The 15283-nt window shown below is 68.1% G+C and carries 14 protein-coding genes; 5 read left to right on the plus strand and 9 right to left on the minus strand.

All coding sequences use genetic code 11. The features are described 5' to 3' along the window. On the plus strand, positions 1–121 hold a 121-nt coding region (locus L0977_RS24705), incomplete at its 5' end, for an integrase core domain-containing protein (RefSeq protein ID WP_234267588.1). On the opposite strand, the gene L0977_RS24710 is transcribed toward L0977_RS24705, so the two are convergent. Together L0977_RS24710 and L0977_RS24715 are read right to left on the minus strand one after the other, a co-directional pair. Continuing rightward, a complete protein-coding gene (locus L0977_RS24710; RefSeq protein WP_234267574.1) occupies positions 118–1962 on the minus strand; it encodes an ABC transporter ATP-binding protein in 1845 nt (614 codons plus the stop codon). The two genes, L0977_RS24705 and L0977_RS24710, sit on opposite strands and share 4 nt — an antisense overlap. Positions 1963–2151: 189 nt before the next feature. Next, complete coding sequence (locus L0977_RS24715) at positions 2152–3678, minus strand: CoA-acylating methylmalonate-semialdehyde dehydrogenase (RefSeq protein ID WP_234267575.1); 1527 nt, start codon at positions 3676–3678, stop codon at positions 2152–2154. Between the two features lie 103 nt (positions 3679–3781). Here L0977_RS24715 and L0977_RS24720 point away from each other — a divergent pair, with 103 nt between their 5' ends. After that, positions 3782–4717, plus strand: a complete 936-nt coding sequence (locus tag L0977_RS24720) for a LysR family transcriptional regulator (RefSeq protein WP_234267576.1) — start codon at positions 3782–3784, stop codon at positions 4715–4717. A 48-nt stretch (positions 4718–4765) separates the two neighbouring features. Here L0977_RS24720 and L0977_RS24725 read toward each other — a convergent pair whose 3' ends face one another. Continuing rightward, a complete protein-coding gene (locus L0977_RS24725) occupies positions 4766–5254 on the minus strand; it encodes a DUF2721 domain-containing protein (RefSeq protein ID WP_234267577.1) in 489 nt (162 codons plus the stop codon). A gap of 134 nt (positions 5255–5388) precedes the next feature. Here L0977_RS24725 and L0977_RS24730 point away from each other — a divergent pair, with 134 nt between their 5' ends. The 3 genes from L0977_RS24730 (at position 5389) to L0977_RS24740 (ending at position 7931) form a co-directional block, all read left to right on the plus strand. Further along, positions 5389–6057 (plus strand): hypothetical protein, encoded by a 669-nt coding sequence (locus tag L0977_RS24730; RefSeq protein WP_234267578.1) that lies wholly within the window; start codon positions 5389–5391, stop codon positions 6055–6057. Then, positions 6054–7442 carry an XVIPCD domain-containing protein gene (locus L0977_RS24735; protein WP_234267579.1) on the plus strand — a complete coding sequence of 463 codons (1389 nt, stop codon included), beginning with the start codon at positions 6054–6056 and terminating at the stop codon, positions 7440–7442. Before L0977_RS24730 ends, L0977_RS24735 begins: the two co-directional genes overlap by 4 nt. 102 nt (positions 7443–7544) lie before the next feature. Next, positions 7545–7931, plus strand: a complete 387-nt coding sequence (locus L0977_RS24740) for a DUF4189 domain-containing protein (protein ID WP_234267580.1) — start codon at positions 7545–7547, stop codon at positions 7929–7931. 51 nt (positions 7932–7982) lie between these two features. On the opposite strand, the gene L0977_RS24745 is transcribed toward L0977_RS24740, so the two are convergent. From L0977_RS24745 to L0977_RS24770, 6 genes are all read right to left on the minus strand, one after another. Further along, positions 7983–8891 (minus strand): phosphoribosylaminoimidazolesuccinocarboxamide synthase, encoded by a 909-nt coding sequence (locus L0977_RS24745; protein WP_234267582.1) that lies wholly within the window; start codon positions 8889–8891, stop codon positions 7983–7985. Positions 8892–9034: 143 nt separating this feature from the next. Further along, complete coding sequence (gene fba / locus L0977_RS24750; protein ID WP_066157026.1) at positions 9035–10099, minus strand: class II fructose-bisphosphate aldolase; 1065 nt, start codon at positions 10097–10099, stop codon at positions 9035–9037. Positions 10100–10232: 133 nt separating this feature from the next. Continuing rightward, a complete protein-coding gene (gene pyk, locus L0977_RS24755; protein ID WP_234267583.1) occupies positions 10233–11666 on the minus strand; it encodes a pyruvate kinase in 1434 nt (477 codons plus the stop codon). 124 nt (positions 11667–11790) lie between these two features. Further along, positions 11791–12507, minus strand: a complete 717-nt coding sequence (gene nanR / locus L0977_RS24760) for a transcriptional regulator NanR (RefSeq protein ID WP_234267584.1) — start codon at positions 12505–12507, stop codon at positions 11791–11793. Positions 12508–12547: 40 nt separating this feature from the next. Further along, positions 12548–13912 (minus strand): 3-oxo-isoapionate kinase OiaK, encoded by a 1365-nt coding sequence (gene oiaK, locus L0977_RS24765; RefSeq protein ID WP_234267585.1) that lies wholly within the window; start codon positions 13910–13912, stop codon positions 12548–12550. Between the two features lie 8 nt (positions 13913–13920). Continuing rightward, a complete protein-coding gene (locus L0977_RS24770; protein ID WP_234267586.1) occupies positions 13921–15165 on the minus strand; it encodes a ribulose-bisphosphate carboxylase large subunit family protein in 1245 nt (414 codons plus the stop codon). Positions 15166–15283: the final 118 nt, after the last annotated feature.

Raw genomic sequence — 15283 nt, forward strand, 5'->3', positions numbered from 1 at the left:
CACCGCTTGGCTGCCATCCTTCCTGGCCTACTACAACGCCCGCAGGCCTCACTCGGCACTGGGCTACAAGCCTCCAGCATCCCGGCTCTCCGGGAACAACCTATTGCAACTCAACAGCTAGCGCGCCGGATCGTGGTGCTCGGCGAGAAATCCACCGCTCTGGTGCGCCCACAGCTTGGCGTAGATACCCCCCTGGGCCAGCAGTTGCTGGTGCGAGCCTTCTTCCACGATGCGGCCCTGGTCCATCACGATCAGGCGGTCCATGGCGGCGATGGTCGACAGGCGGTGCGCGATGGCGATCACGGTCTTGCCTTCCATCAGCGTGTCCAGGCTTTGCTGGATGGCGGCTTCGACCTCCGAATCCAGCGCGCTGGTGGCTTCGTCGAGCAGCAGAATCGGCGCGTCCTTGAGCATCACCCGCGCGATCGCCACACGCTGACGCTGGCCACCCGAGAGCTTGACGCCACGCTCGCCCACCTGCGCGTCGTAACCGCTGCGTCCTTTCAGGTCGGTCAGCGTCTCGATGAAGTCGGCCGCCTGCGCCTTGGTGGCCGCTGCGCGCATGGCGTCTTCGGTGGCGTCGGGGCGGCCGTAGAGGATGTTCTCGCGCATGGAACGGTGCAGCAGCGAGGTGTCCTGCGTGACCATGCCGATGGCTCCGCGCAGGCTGTCCTGCGTCACGCTGCGGAGATCCTGCCCGTCGATGGTGATGCGCCCGCCCTGCACGTCGTGGAAACGCAGCAGCAAATTGACCAACGTGGATTTTCCCGCGCCCGAGCGGCCGATCAGCCCCACGCGCTCGCCGGGGCGGATGTGCAGGTTCAGGTGGTCGATCACCTGCCGCCCGCCGTCCTTGTAGCCGAACACCACGTCCTCGAACGCGATGGCGCCCTGGCGCACCTGCAGCGGCAACGCGTCCGGCGCGTCGACGATGCTGCGCGGCTTGGTCAGCGTGAGGATGCCGTCCTGGATCGTGCCCACGTTTTCGAACAACCCGGTCATCTGCCACATGACCCAGTGCGAGTAGCCCATCAGCCGTAGCGCCATGGCGATCACTGCGGCCACCACGCCGGCGCTGGCCTGGCCCTGCGTCCACAGCCACAGCGCGGTGCCACCGCTACCCAGCAGCAGCAGGGCGATCATCAGGTGGTTGGCGATCTCGAACTGGCTCACCAGCCGCATCTGCGCGTAGCCCGTGGACTTGAACGCTTCCATGGCGTTGCGTGCGTAGTCGGCCTCGCGCCGCGTGTGGGCAAACAGCTTGACGGTGGCGATGTTGGTGTAGGCGTCGGTCACGCGGCCGGTCATCAGCGAGCGCGCGTCCGCCTGCGCCTTGCCGATCTGGCCCAGGCGCGGCACGAAGTAAAAACACGCTGCGGTGTAGGCAGCGAACCAGCCGGCGAAGGGCAGCATCAGCCGCCATTCGAAGCTGGCGGACAGCACCAGAATGCCAATCATGTACACACCCACGCCGACCAGCACGTCGACCACCAGAAACACCACCTCCCGCACCGCCAGCGCGGTCTGCATGATCTTGGTGGTGATGCGGCCTGCGAATTCGTCGGCGTAGAACGACATGCTCTGGCCCAGCATCAGCCGGTGGAACAGCCAGCGCAGCCGCATGGGAAAATTGATCGCCAGCACCTGGTGCATCACCGCGGTGTGCAAGGCCAGCAGCACGCCGCTGCCCAGCAGGATGGCGGCGATGCCGAACACCATGCCGCGCTCCTGCGCCCAGAAATCGGCCGGCACCGCGCCACCCAGCTTGTCGACCACCTTGCCCATGATGGCGAACAGCAGCGCTTCGTAGACCGACATCAGCGCCGAGGTCAGCGTCAGCAGCGCGATCCAGCCGCGCGAGCCCCGGGTGCAGGCCCAGACGAAGGCGAAGAACCCGGTCGGCGGCACCCGGACGTCGTGGCCGGGATAAGGCGGAATCCGCTTTTCGAAAAACTCAAACAATGCACGCGCTCCTGATGAGGCCTGCATCGTAAAGAAACCGCCGGCATGGGCCGCGACGAGGCGGCAATGCCCCTTCCGCCCGACAACGCCAAAGAAGGGGAGGTCTGTGGCAAGGCCACCGCGGGACCGGCTCCGCCGGGCCGCAGGTAGCGCCCCCTGGGGTGACGCCGCAGGCGGCGCGGGGGGACTTTATTTCGCTGTCGGCATCACGAACTCGGCGCCCTTGCCAATCGACTCCGGCCAGCGCTGCATGATGGACTTCTGCTTGGTGTAGAAGCGCACGCCCTCTTCGCCATACGCGTGCATGTCGCCGAACAGGCTCTTCTTCCAGCCGCCAAAACCCTGCCAGGCCATGGGCACGGGGATCGGCACGTTGATGCCGACCATGCCGACCTGGATGCGGCGGGCGAATTCGCGCGCCACGTTGCCGTCGCGGGTGAAGCAGCTGGTCCCGTTGCCGAATTCGTGGTCGTTGATCAACTGCACGGCTTCGCCGAAATCGGCCACGCGCACGCAGCTGAGCACCGGGCCGAAGATCTCTTCCTGGTAGATCTTCATCTCGGGTTTCACGTGATCGAACAGCGTGCCGCCCATCCAGAAACCGTTGTCGCAGCCTTCGCCGGCCTGCTTGCCGTCGAAGCCGCGGCCGTCCACCAGCAACTGTGCACCTTCGGCCTTGCCCGCGTCGATGTAGCCGCTGATGCGGGCATGCGCGGCGGCCGTGACGATGGGGCCCATCTCGGCCGCCAGGTTGGTGCCGTTGAGCACCTTCAGTGTCTGGGTGCGCTCGATCAGCTTGGGGACGATCTTGTCGGCCACGTCGCCCACCAGCACCGCCACGCTGATCGCCATGCAGCGCTCGCCCGCCGAACCATAGGCCGCGCCGATCAGGGCGTCCACCGCTTGGTCGAGGTCGGCGTCGGGCATCACGACCATGTGGTTCTTGGCGCCGCCCAGGGCCTGCACGCGCTTGCCGTGGTGGGCGCCGGTTTCGTAGATGTAGTTGGCGATCGGGGTGGAGCCGACGAAGCTGATGGCCTTGACGTCGGGGTGCACCAGCAGAGCATCCACAGCCTCCTTGTCGCCCTGCACCACGTTGAACACGCCGTCGGGCAGGCCGGCCTGCTGGAGCAGGTCGGCGATCATCAGGCTGGCCGACGGGTCGGTCGGGCTGGGCTTGAGCACGAAGGTGTTGCCGGCGGCGATGGCGACCGGGAACATCCACATGGGCACCATGACCGGGAAGTTGAACGGCGTGATGCCGGCGACCACGCCCAGGGGCTGGCGGATCGTCCAGTTGTCCATGCCGGTGGAGACCTGGTCGGTGAAGTCGCCCTTGAGCAGTTGCGGGATGCCGCAGGCGAATTCGATGATGTCGATGCCGCGAGCCACTTCGCCCTGCGCGTCGGTGAAAACCTTGCCATGTTCGGCGGTGATGGCGTGCGCCAGCGCGTCCTTGTGCTGGTTGACCAGCTCCAGGAACTTGAACATCACGCGCGCGCGGCGGATGGGCGGCGTGTCGGACCAGGCCGGGAAGGCGGCCTGCGCAGCAGCCACGGCGGCCTTCACATCAGCCGCGTTGGCCAGCGGCACCCGTCCGGTGACGGCGCCGGTGGCCGGGTTGCTCACGTCCTGAGCACGGGCGGACGTGCCGGCGCTGCGGGCGCCACCGATGTAATGGGGAATGTCGGCGACGGCGGGGTGACGGGCGTTCATGCGGGGCTCCTGTGGATGAATGCCCGCAGTCTAGAAAGCAGACCGGCCCGGTACAAGATCGGAACCTTGAATTGATTGTTCATTTTGATGAACAATCAACCCCATGAATCCCCAGAAGATGGCCGACCTCTGGAGCCACTGCCACTGGCTCACCGTGCTGGCCGAACAGGGCAGCTACACCGCCGCCGCCGCCCACCTGGGCGTGAGCAAGGCGGCCATGAGCCAGCGCATGGCCGACCTCGAACGGGTCGCGGGCGTGCCCCTCGTGCAGCGCACCACGCGCAGCGTGCGCCTGACCGAAGCCGGCCAGCGGCTGGTCGACCAGACCCGCACGGCCTTCGATCAGATCGCGCAGAGTTTTGCCCAGGTTCGCGATCTGGCCGAAGCGCCGCAAGGGCTGCTGCGCGTGACCGCGCCGGTGGCCCTGGCGCGCCAGCAGATCGTGCCGCTGCTGCCCGGTTTCCTGCACCAGTACCCGCGGGTGCGCATCGAGCTCAACCTCTCCGACCGCCTGAGTTCGCTCGCCACCGAGGGCTTCGACCTCGCGATCCGCCACACCGCGCACCCGCCCGACACCCACGTTGCGACGGAGCTGTGCACCACACGCTCCGTGCTCGTCGCCAGCCAGGCTTACCTGCATCGTGCCGGCACGCCGCAGCGGCCACAGGATCTGTCCGCCCACAACTGCCTGCATTACCCGCGCCCGCAGGAGCGGCCCGCCTGGACCCTGGAGCCCCGCCACAAGAAGGACGGTCGGGAGCGCGTTACGGTACAGATCGCAGGCACCCTGAGCGCCAACAACAGCGAAGCCCTGCGCGACGCCGCCATGGCCGGACTGGGCGTCGCGCTGCTGCCGGACTTCAGTGCCCAGTCGGCGTTGCAGACCGGCCAACTGGTCGAGGTCCTGCCGGGCTGGACCCCCGTCGGCTCGTTCGCCGACCGCATCTACGCCGTGCGGCCTTACGCGGCCCACGTGCCGCTGGCGGTCAAGGCGCTGGTCGTTTTTCTGCGCGAGTCGCTGGCGAAGGGGTTCTCATAAGGCCCGCCGTTCAGAGGCAGTGCCCTGCTGGACCGGCCAGCCGACAGACTACCGACGTGTCGACGCCCCCCCTGGCCGGAATTCCCGCCCCATCTCCAGCACCTTGAAATTCAGCAGGTGCGTGGCCAGCACGGTCTCCCACATGAACGCGCCCAAAGCCACCAGGAACGACAGCACCCCCAGCAGAAAGCAGCCGACCGCGATCTGTGGCCATTGCATTTCCCAGGCCTGCCCGAGGAACAGCGAGACGATGGTCACGCCGATGAAGAACCCGCACAGACCCAGGCAGCCAATGGCGAAGTTGGCGATGCGCCCGCGCTTGCGCAACAGGGTCAGCTCCACCAACAGGCGATCAATCACCTCCTGATCCGCACTCGCCCTCACCTTGTCTTCCAGCACCCGCGCCCGGTCGATGATGCGCGCCAGCCGGCCCGCCACGGCGCTGATCATGCCGGCCACCGCGGTCAGGAAAAACACGGGCGCCACCGCCAGCTGCACGCTGTGGGTGACCGAGGTGACATCGAGGGGCAGGTTCATGGCGCAAGAGAATCCGGCGAAAAGCCAGCATGGTACGCAAAGCGCCCTGCCTGGTGCCCCTCCGGTCGGCCCTGCTGCGGCTAAACTGCGGCGCAACAAGATTCAAGGAGGTGAGTGTGCATGAATTCCCGGTCATGGTCCGGAGCCGCGCGTGGCGGCTGCTGGGCACCCTGTGTCTGTGGGGGGCGCTGATGGCCTGCCAACCCACCCATTCCGCCGGCCCCGCGCCCGGTACCGCCAGCGCCACCGGCGCGGCCAAGAACGACAAGTCGGCACAGGAACACCTCTGGCGGGTCAACCCATCGCCCCAGGAGGGCTTCGAGGTGGTGTTCGAGCTGCACGATGCGCCTGGGCCGTTCGCACGCTTTGGGGGGGCTGCGCACTACCAGTCCTTCAACTGCAACTTCGTGACCAGCGAGTGGGCCGGCACGCGCAGCCAGCCCACCAAAATGATTCTGCTGGCAGCGGAGCAGATCGACACCACCCACTACCGTGCTACGTTCTACCGCGACGGCCTGCTCGACGAGGACTACTACGGCAAAGGGGTTTGCCACTGGGAGCTGATCGGCGTGACGGTGGGGTTCAAAGCCACGGGTGCAGAAGTCGAGACCAACTATTCGTTCGACCTGGACAAAAAAGCCTGGCGCGACGGTGGCCAGGACAAGCGGTATTACTGGAAGGGCGACTACCCCTCCTTACCCATTGGTGGCGACAATCCTGGCAGGCAAAATCCTGATGGCTTCTCTGCCGCCTTCCGCGGCAACCTCTTCTCGATCTCGGCCACAGTGAGGGCGAAGCCATGAGCGTTTCCAGTCAGGACTACGCCAACCTGGCCGACGATGTGTACAAGCCGCAGAGGCCCGGTGTGTTTCTGAATCGGGACACGGCCCCCAAAACCACCGTTGGTGGCATCCAGTACCTCATCCGCGCCCATGTCGACAACCCCAAGACCGGCTACCAGGGCACGGTCTACCAAAGAGTGGACACCGGCGAGATGGTCGTCGCCCACCGGGGCACCGAGTTTGACCGCGAGGCGTTCAAGGACGGCGTTCTCGCCGATGCCGGCATGGTGTTCAACCGTGCCAATTCGCAAGCCACCGATGCGATCGCTCTGACCGGCAAGGCGCTGGAGATTGCCGATCAGGACAGGCGCAGAGACTTTCCCGCCGGCCCGGTCACGGTCACCGGCCACTCCCTCGGGGGCACGCTGGCCCAGGTCAGCGCGCACCACTTCGGCCTCCACGGCGAAACCTTCAACGCCTACGGCGCGGCCAGCCTCAACCGCCGCATTCCCGAAGGCGGTGACTCGCTGGTCAACCACGTCATGGCCGGTGATGTCGTCAGCGCCGCCAGCCCCCACTTCGGCCAGGTGCGCGTCCATGCGCGGCCCCAGGAGATCGAAACCCTGGGCCGCAACGGCTACGACAACCGCACACACTGGAGCGATCCGCTGCGGGGCTACACCCCGCTCAACATCGTCACCGGCACCACGCCGCCCCGCACGATCGGCGCGGCCATCGCCCTGGGCGGCAGCCACAGCATGCACCACTTCACCGACCTGGACGCCCAGGGACGGCCCGACCGCTCGGTGCTGGGCGATGCGCAAGCCCAGACGCTGGCGCAGCAGCAAGCGGTGCAGATCGGCGAATACCGCCAGGACGTGCGGCGCATGCGCGGCGTGCTGACCGCCGTCTCGCGCGGGCTGGACGGCAACGTCCGCGATGCGATCGACACCATCCGTGGCCCGCTGCCGCCCGGTGCCCCCGCGCAGCAGGAGCGCCCGCAGGCGGCGCTGGAGCCGACGACTTCCACGCCCGCGCACATACCCGCGCCCTTGCCCGAGCCGGCCCAACGCCTGGTGGGCGACACCCGGATGCAGGTGCAGCGCCTGGCGCAACAGCATGGTCTGCCCTGGGACCAGGGCATGGAGAACACCGTGTTCGCGCTGGCCAGCCGGGCGCAGGACGCGGGGCTCTCCCGGGTCACCCATCTGCACGCCGGCGATGGCCATATCCGCATGGCCGAATACGACGGCCTGACCCTCAAAGAAGCGCAGGCCGACGCGCGCGTGGCCGCGAACACGCCGGTGGCGCAATCCCTGCAGCGCCTGGCCCAGTCGCCCGAGCAGCAGCTGGATACCGCACCCAACCACCAAGCCCCGGTCCTCGGCGCAATGGCGCGGGCCTGAGCGCAGCGGCCGCAAAACGCGCGCCGCTCCTGTTCTGGGTATTACCGGGGATGAGCCCCTTCATGTAACATGATGTAATCAACCACTCAAGGAGGAGATCCCATGCTGTTCCGGCACTGTGCCCCCATCGCCCTGGCCATCGCTTCTGCGGCCCTGTTGTCGGCCTGTGGCGGCGGTGATGGCATTTTTGAAAACCGGGGCGCCATCGCCGTCAGCGAAACCACCGGTGCCGTCGCCATCTCCTGGGATGCTGCCAACCAGAATCTCGCCAACGACAAAGCCCGCTCCCTCTGCGGCCAGAGCGATTGCAAGGTGGTTCTGCAGTTCTCGAAATGCGGCGCGTTCTCCGTGGACACGAATGCCCGGATCTACGCCGTTGCCGAGGGCAACTCGGCCACCGAAGCGCAGGAAGCCGCCGACAACAGCTGCCGCGCCAACGGCGGACAAACCTGCACCGCCATCCCCGAGCTGCCGGCCAAGTGCAACTGAGCTGAACCGGCCAACCTCCGTCCGTGGCCTGACTGGCCACGGACACCTCTTTCAGCCCATCAGCCGCGTCAAGGCTTCCTGGTACTTGGCGGCGGTCTTCTCGATCACTTCTTTGGGCAGGCGCGGCGCGGGCGGCGCCTTGTCCCAAGGCTGGCCGTTGACCTTGGCGGTCTCCAGCCAGTCGCGCAGGAACTGCTTGTCGTAGCTCGGCGGGTTGCTGCCCACCACGTACTGGTCGGCGGGCCAGTAGCGCGAGGAATCGGGCGTGAGCACCTCGTCCATCAACACCACGTTGCCGGCCTTGTCCAGGCCGAACTCGAACTTGGTGTCCGCGATGATGATGCCCTTCTTCAGCGCGATCTCGGCCGCAGCCTTGTACAGCGCAATGGCCTTGTCGCGGATCTGCGCGGCGATGTGTGCGCCGACCATTTCCACCGTCTTCTCGTAAGTGATGTTCTCGTCGTGCTCGCCCATCTCGGCCTTGGCCGCCGGGGTGTAGATCGGCTCGGGCAGCTTGCTGGCGTTCTGCAGGCCCTCGGGCAGCGCCACGCCGCAGACCGAGCGGCTCTCCTGGTATTCCTTCCAGCCACTGCCGGCCAGGTAGCCGCGCACCACGGCCTCCACCGGAATCGGCTTCAAGCGCTGCACCAGCATCGAACGGCCCTTGACCAGATCCGCCTCGTCGGCCGAGACCACGCTCTCGGGCGCGTCGCCGGTCAGGTGGATGGGACAGATGGCCAGGCCCTTGGGGCCGAGCTGGTCGAACCAGAACAGGCTGAGCGTGGTCAGCAGAGCGCCCTTGCCGGGAATGGGTTCGCCCATGATCACGTCGAAGGCGCTGATGCGGTCGGACGCCACCATCAGGATGCGGTCGTCGCCCACGGCGTAGTTGTCGCGTACCTTGCCGCGTGCGAGCAAGGGCAGGGACTTGAGGGCGGAGGTGTGCAGGGCGGTGCTCATGATCGGTCGCGGGGAAAGTGACAGACAAGAAAAAAGCCCGGTGACCGAACAGTCAACGGGCTTTGAACCATTCCGGCGGATTATCGCAGGTCGGTCGCGGGCTCAGGCGATCCGGCACCGGGCCGCCCGAACACGGCAGGGGCTCACACCACCTTTTGTGCCAGCTCGCCGCTGGCGTACCTGGCGGCCATCACGCTCAGCGTCTCGCCCTTGATCTTGGCGCCCTGACCTTCGCAGCCGAATTCCAGGTAGCGCTGCTTGCACACCGCCTTGGCCGCTTCGCGGGCGGGTTTGAGCCATTCGCGGGCGTCGAACTTCTCGGGGTTCTCGGCCATGAACTTGCGCACCGCGCCGGTCATCGCCATGCGGATGTCGGTGTCGATGTTGATCTTGCGCACGCCGTGCTTGATGGCTTCCTGGATTTCGGCCACCGGCACGCCGTAGGTTTCCTTCATGGCGCCGCCGTACTGGTTGATGATGGCGCGCAGCTCTTGCGGGACCGACGACGAGCCGTGCATCACCAGGTGGGTGTTGGGGATGCGGGCGTGGATTTCCTTGACGCGGGAGATGGCCAGGATGTCGCCGGTGGGCGGGCGGCTGAACTTGTAGGCGCCGTGGCTGGTGCCGATGGCGATCGCCAGCGCGTCGAGCTGGGTGGCCTTGACGAACTGGGCGGCCTCTTCGGGGTCGGTCAGCATCTGGCTGTGGTCCAGCTTGCCTTCGGCGCCGATACCGTCTTCCTCGCCGGCGTCACCGGTTTCCAGGTTGCCCAGGCAGCCGAGTTCGCCTTCCACGGTCACGCCGGTCTTGTGGGCCAGTTCGACCACCTTGCGCGTGACGTCGACGTTGTAGTCGAAGCTGGCCGGGGTCTTGCCGTCTTCCATCAGCGAGCCGTCCATCATGACCGAGCCGAAGCCCAGGCCGATGGCGCCTTCGCAGACCTTGAGGCTGGTGCCGTGGTCCTGGTGCATGACCATCGGGATGTGCGGGTACATCTCGGCGGCGGCCTGGATCAGGTGCTTGATGAAAGCCTCACCCGCGTACTTGCGGGCGCCGGCCGAGGCCTGCAGGATGACGGGTGCGCCGACCTCGTCGGCCGCGGCCATGACGGCCTGCACCTGTTCGAGGTTGTTGACGTTGAACGCCGGAATGCCGTAGCCGTTGGCAGCGGCGTGGTCGAGCAGTTCGCGCATGGAAACGAGCGCCATGGAATCCCCTAGGAGAAGTTGGTAACCGGTATGTAACCCGCGATTTTACCGTCGGTCGCGGGCGCCCAAGGGCATACCGCAGCGGGGGAACGGGTCACCAGATTGCCAAGGCGGCCAGGCGGCCGCCTGCGCCTCAGCCCGCCTTGCAGATCTTGAGCGTGTTGCTGCCGCCGGGGCGGCCCATCGGCTCACCCACCGTGATGGCGTAGACGTCGCCACTCTGCATCACGCCACGCTTCTTCAGATCGGCCTCGGCGTCGGCCAGCGCGGTGTCGCGGTCGGCGCTGGTGCCCACCAGCAGCGGGCGCACGTTGCGGAACAGCGTCATCCTGCGCTGCGTCGCCAGTTTGGACGTCACCGCGAAGATCGGCATGCGCACGCTGTGCCGGCTCATCCAGAGCGCGGTGGAGCCCGACTCGGTCAGCGCCACGATCGCCTTGGCCTTCAGGTGGTGCGCCGTGAACAGCGCGCCCATGGCGATCGCGTGGTCGATGCGGGTGAACGTCTGGCCGATGAAGTCGTCTTCCAGCGGGTCGTACTCGGTCTTTTCGGCTTCCTGGCAGATGGCGGCCATCTGTTGCACCGTCTCCAGCGGGTACTTGCCGGCCGCCGTTTCGGCGCTGAGCATCACGGCGTCGGTGCCGTCGAGCACCGCGTTGGCCACGTCGGACACCTCGGCGCGCGTCGGCACCGGGTTGACGATCATGGACTCCATCATCTGCGTGGCGGTGATGACCACCTTGTCCATGTGGCGCGCCATCTTGATCATGTGCTTCTGCAGCCCGGGCACGGCGGCGTTGCCCACTTCCACGGCCAGGTCGCCGCGCGCGACCATGATGCCGTCGGACACCCGCAGGATGTTCTCCAGTTCGGGAATGGCTTCGGCGCGCTCGATCTTGGCGATCAGACCGGGCTTGTGGCCGTAGGGCGCCGCCGCCATGTTGCACAGCTGGCGCGCCAGCTCCATGTCGGTCGCGTTCTTGGGGAAGCTCACCGCCACGTAGTCGGCGTGCAGGCTCATGGCGGTCTTGATGTCCTCCATGTCCTTGGCCGTGAGCGCGGGCGCGGTCAGGCCTCCGCCCTGCTTGTTGATGCCCTTGTTGTTCGACAGCTCGCCGCCCAGCTTGACGGTGGTGTGCACAGCGTCGCCGACCACCTTGTCCACCGTCATCACGATCAGGCCGTCGTTGAGCAGCAGGGTGTCGCCGGCCTTCACGTCGCGCGGCAGCTCCTTGTAGTCCAGGCCCACGCCCGCGATGTCGCCCGGCTCGGTGCGCGAGGCGTCGAGCACGAAAGGCTGGCCGGGTTCGAGCTGGACCTTGCCTTCGGCGAACTTGCCGACCCGGATCTTCGGGCCCTGCAGGTCGGCCATGATGCCGACCTCGCGCCCGGCGCGCTGGGCCGCCTCGCGCACGAGGTTGGCGCGGTCCACGTGGTCCTGCGCCTTGCCGTGCGAGAAATTCAGCCGCACGACGTTGACCCCGGCGCGGATCATGGCTTCGAGCAGCGCAGGGTCGCTGGAAGCAGGGCCGAGGGTGGCGACGATCTTGGTGGCGCGCTGGGGCATGAAACAGTCTCCGGATCTGGGAATGGGGTGAGGGGATCGGCCACGCACCGGCCTCGGCGCGTAACTCAGTTTCAATTATCGGGCGTGTTGGTTACCAACCAGGTACAAGCGGCGCGGGGCCGGGTCAGGCCGGGCGGTTTTCCGGACGGTGGTACAGGTCGTTGGCGCGCAGCAGGTGATCGCTCATGGCCTGCGCGGCGGCGTCGCCGTCCCCGGCCGCGATCGCTTCGAAGATGCGCGTGTGTTCGGCAAGGGTGAGGGCTTCGGAGCCGGGCGCGCGCACGATGGACTGGTAGTACGCGCCGGCCCAGTTGAACAGGGCCTCGACGATCGCCGGGTAAATGGGATTGCCCGAAATGTTGGCGATCTCGCGGTGAAACAGCATGTCCTTGTGCAGGAAGACGTCGAGCTGGTTCAAGGCCGCCCGGTGGTCGTCGAGCCGCTGGCGCAGGCGCTGCACGTCCTGCGAATCGGCACGCTGGGCCGCCATCCGGCACATGCCCATCTCCATGAAGACGCGGGCGTCCTTGAGGTGTTCCAGCATGTCGGGCTGCATGCGCAGCAGGTGCTGCGCGCCACCCGCCACCTGCTCGATGAGCAGGTCGGCCGTCGGCACCATCACGCGGGCGCGTTCGCCGTGCGTGATCTCGACGATGCCCGAGCGGGCCAGGTCCTGCAGGGCTTCGCGCACCGCGGGCCGGCCCACGCCGTAGGTGTCCATCAGGTCGCGTTCGGACGGCAACTGGTCGCCCGGCCGCCACTCGCCGTCGCGAATACGCTGCAGCAGCCGGTCGACCACCTCCTGATAGATTTTTCTGCGCTGGATCGGCTCCGTGTTCATGCCAAAAAGAATAACCGAAGCCCGACCCCGCACCGCGGGCTCAGCGCAGCCCGTGCAGCACCTGGCCGAAGAAGTCGACGCCGCCCATCTGGCCGCCCTTGAGCACCAGTTCCAGGCCATCCATGCCGGCCGCGTCGGCGTGGGCACGGCACAGCGGGGCGCCGGGCGCCAACTGGGCGGCCACGGTCAGGGCGGTGATGTCCAGCGCGCCGGCCACCGCGCCCGAGCTGTCGCCGCCGGCGATGGCCACGCGCCGCACGCTGCTGGCGTCGATCACCCGGCGCAGGGTCGCCGCCAGGGCGTCGCCCACGGCCGCCTGGGCCTGCGCCAGGGGCACACCCGCCTGGGCAGCCACCGCGGCGAAACCCAGCACTGCGGGGTCGTCGGGCCCGCAGGCCGAATGGATCAGGGGGCTGCGCCCCGCCGCGAGCGCCTGCAGCGCGGCGGCGGTCAGCCGCGCAATCTCGGCTTCGCGGGCAGCGGCGGTCAACACCGCGGCCGTGTCCAGGCGTTCGAGCGAAAACCCCTGCGCGCCCGCCCAGACGATCTGCCCCGCCGTCACCGGGGAACAACTGCCGCTGACGGCCACGATGCGGTCCACCGCCGCGGTGGGCGGCAGCGGCTGGGCCGGCCCCAGCAGCCCGGCACGCCGCCAGTGCGCCACCAGCGCGTAGGCCAGCCCGGACGACGAGGCGGAGAACAGCCCGCGACCGCGCCGTTCCCAGACCAGCCGCCCGGCTTCGGCCAGGGTGTCGTCGTTGATCACGTCCAGCAGCACGACGGGCGTGTCGGCGCCCTGCAGACGGGCCAGCGCCGCGTCGCCCCCGCCGGACTGCAGCGCCACCAGATCGACCAGGCCGAGGCGGCGCCCGGTCTGGCGCGCCAGGTGCCGGCGCAGATCGGCCTCGTCCATGGGCGTGACCGGATGGCGCGACATCGTGGGGTGCCGGTCCAGGCGGTGCACCTCGTCGCCCATGGCGGCAAACAGGTGGCCGAAGGCCTGATAGCGGCGCAAGCGCGGGGCCCCGATGACCATGGGCGACCAGTCGCCCCCCATGGCCTGCACGCCCAGCTCGATGGCCTGGCCGATGGAGCCGGTGTCCGGGCTGGAGTCGAAGGTCGAGCACACCTTGTATTGCAGCAGCGGCGCGCCGAAGGCGCGCAGGCTGGCGAACGCCGGCGGCAGGTGCTCGCGCATCCAGGCCGGCGAACGGCCGCGCGCCGTGCCCGCCAGGCCGATGCAGCGCAGGTGCCCCAGGCGCTGCACCCACGCGGGCGTGGGCGTGCGCAGGAACAAGCCGGTGGGCACCCCCGCCAGGGTGAAGGCTTCCATCTCGTCGGTGGAGCCGGTGAAGTCGTCTCCGTAGTAGGCCAGCAGCGGCCCCGGCAGCGTGTCGGCGCGCATGGCGGCGCTCACCAGAAGCCCAGCGCGCGTTGCAGCGCGGGGCGGGTCTCGGCATGCACGCCGATCGGCACGCCCTGCACCGCCGCGTCCCAGGCCTGGCGCAGCGCTGTCACGCCGGCGGCCACGCCGTCGGGGTGGCCGAAGATGCCCCCACCGGCGGCAAAGATCAGGTCCTGGCTGCGCGTGACCGCGTAGGTGGCGGCGGCCACCAGGCCGGTCTGGCCCGAGCTGAACACCGGCATGACCGGCATCGGCGTCTCGGGCCACAGGGGTTCGAGCACCGCGCGCGCCGCCTCGGCCACGGTCTCGTCGCGCTCGCTGAACTTGTTGGACAGGCCGTTGACGTGCAGGTGGTCGGCGCCCGCCAGGCGCCACAGCTTGTGCCAGGCGCGGTAGTCCCAGCCCAGCGCCGGGTGCCGGCTCAGATAACCCCAGCCGTTGCGGTGCGCGTGGATCGGCAGCGCGCTGTGGCGCCGCAGCTCGCGCAGCCCCACCAGGCCCACCGAGTTCAGGCTGACCATGACGCAGGTGCCGCCCAGCGACTGCACCAGATCGTGGCGGCGCTTCATCTCGTCGAGTTCGCCCGTGAGGTTGAAGGCCACCATGGCGCGGCGGCCCAGCCGGTCGGCGCCGGCCTCGACCTCGCGCATCACCGCGCGCACACGCTCGTCGAACGGGCAATGCGGGCCGTCGGCCTGCAGCTCGTCGTCCTTGATGAAGTCGATGCCGCCGTCGATGAGCTGGCGCACCTCCTGCGCCGTCTGCGCAGCGTCCAGGCCCACGCTGGGCTTGATGATGGTGCCGATCAGCGGCCCCTGCGGCACGCCGGCCAGGCGGCGCGTGCCGGCAATGCCGAAGGCCGGCCCGGGGTAGGTTTCGGCAAACACCCGCGGCAAACGCAGGTCCAGCACGCGCAGACCCGAAACGCCCTGCAATTCGAACAGGTTGCCCGCCACCGTGGCCAGCACATTGGGCAGCGACACCCCCATGTTGTCGACCGACCAGGACAGCTCCAGCAGGCAGCGGCTGAAGCGCGCCTGATCGGCATAGCGGCCCGGCAGGCTCGGGGCCCCGACCACATCGAGCACCTCCAGCCGCTCGATGCGCGCACCGCTGCGCGCCTTGAGCGCATCGGTCTCGTTGGCCAGGGTCAGAAAGGTGCCGCTGGACTGTTCGCCGGCAATGATTTCCGCCGCACGCTGCGGCGCCAGCGGGGTTTCGAGCCAGTACGTGGCGTGTATCCGTTCAGACATGGGGCTTTCTCACTGAGGGCCGATGACGGGAGCGGGCCCGATGGGGGCGAGCGCCGCGGGCTTGGCAAAGACCGCGTCGCGCAGCGCCAGCGTCAGGGTGGGGACATACGTGATCACG

It is taken from the genome of Hydrogenophaga sp. NFH-34 (genome assembly GCF_021401345.1).
Classification (GTDB): Bacteria; Pseudomonadota; Gammaproteobacteria; order Burkholderiales; family Burkholderiaceae_C; genus Hydrogenophaga; species Hydrogenophaga electricum.

Coding starts and splice junctions, on each gene's coding strand:
- L0977_RS24740 (WP_234267580.1), top strand. CDS start 7,545: ATGCTGTTCCGGCACTGTGCCCCCATCGCCCTGGCCATCGCTTCTGCG.
- L0977_RS24715 (WP_234267575.1), bottom strand. CDS start 3,678: ATGAACGCCCGTCACCCCGCCGTCGCCGACATTCCCCATTACATCGGT.
- L0977_RS24735 (WP_234267579.1), top strand. CDS start 6,054: ATGAGCGTTTCCAGTCAGGACTACGCCAACCTGGCCGACGATGTGTAC.
- L0977_RS24720 (WP_234267576.1), top strand. CDS start 3,782: ATGAATCCCCAGAAGATGGCCGACCTCTGGAGCCACTGCCACTGGCTC.
- fba (WP_066157026.1), bottom strand. CDS start 10,099: ATGGCGCTCGTTTCCATGCGCGAACTGCTCGACCACGCCGCTGCCAAC.
- L0977_RS24770 (WP_234267586.1), bottom strand. CDS start 15,165: ATGTCTGAACGGATACACGCCACGTACTGGCTCGAAACCCCGCTGGCG.
- oiaK (WP_234267585.1), bottom strand. CDS start 13,912: ATGCGCGCCGACACGCTGCCGGGGCCGCTGCTGGCCTACTACGGAGAC.
- pyk (WP_234267583.1), bottom strand. CDS start 11,666: ATGCCCCAGCGCGCCACCAAGATCGTCGCCACCCTCGGCCCTGCTTCC.
- L0977_RS24725 (WP_234267577.1), bottom strand. CDS start 5,254: ATGAACCTGCCCCTCGATGTCACCTCGGTCACCCACAGCGTGCAGCTG.
- L0977_RS24730 (WP_234267578.1), top strand. CDS start 5,389: ATGGTCCGGAGCCGCGCGTGGCGGCTGCTGGGCACCCTGTGTCTGTGG.
- L0977_RS24745 (WP_234267582.1), bottom strand. CDS start 8,891: ATGAGCACCGCCCTGCACACCTCCGCCCTCAAGTCCCTGCCCTTGCTC.
- nanR (WP_234267584.1), bottom strand. CDS start 12,507: ATGAACACGGAGCCGATCCAGCGCAGAAAAATCTATCAGGAGGTGGTC.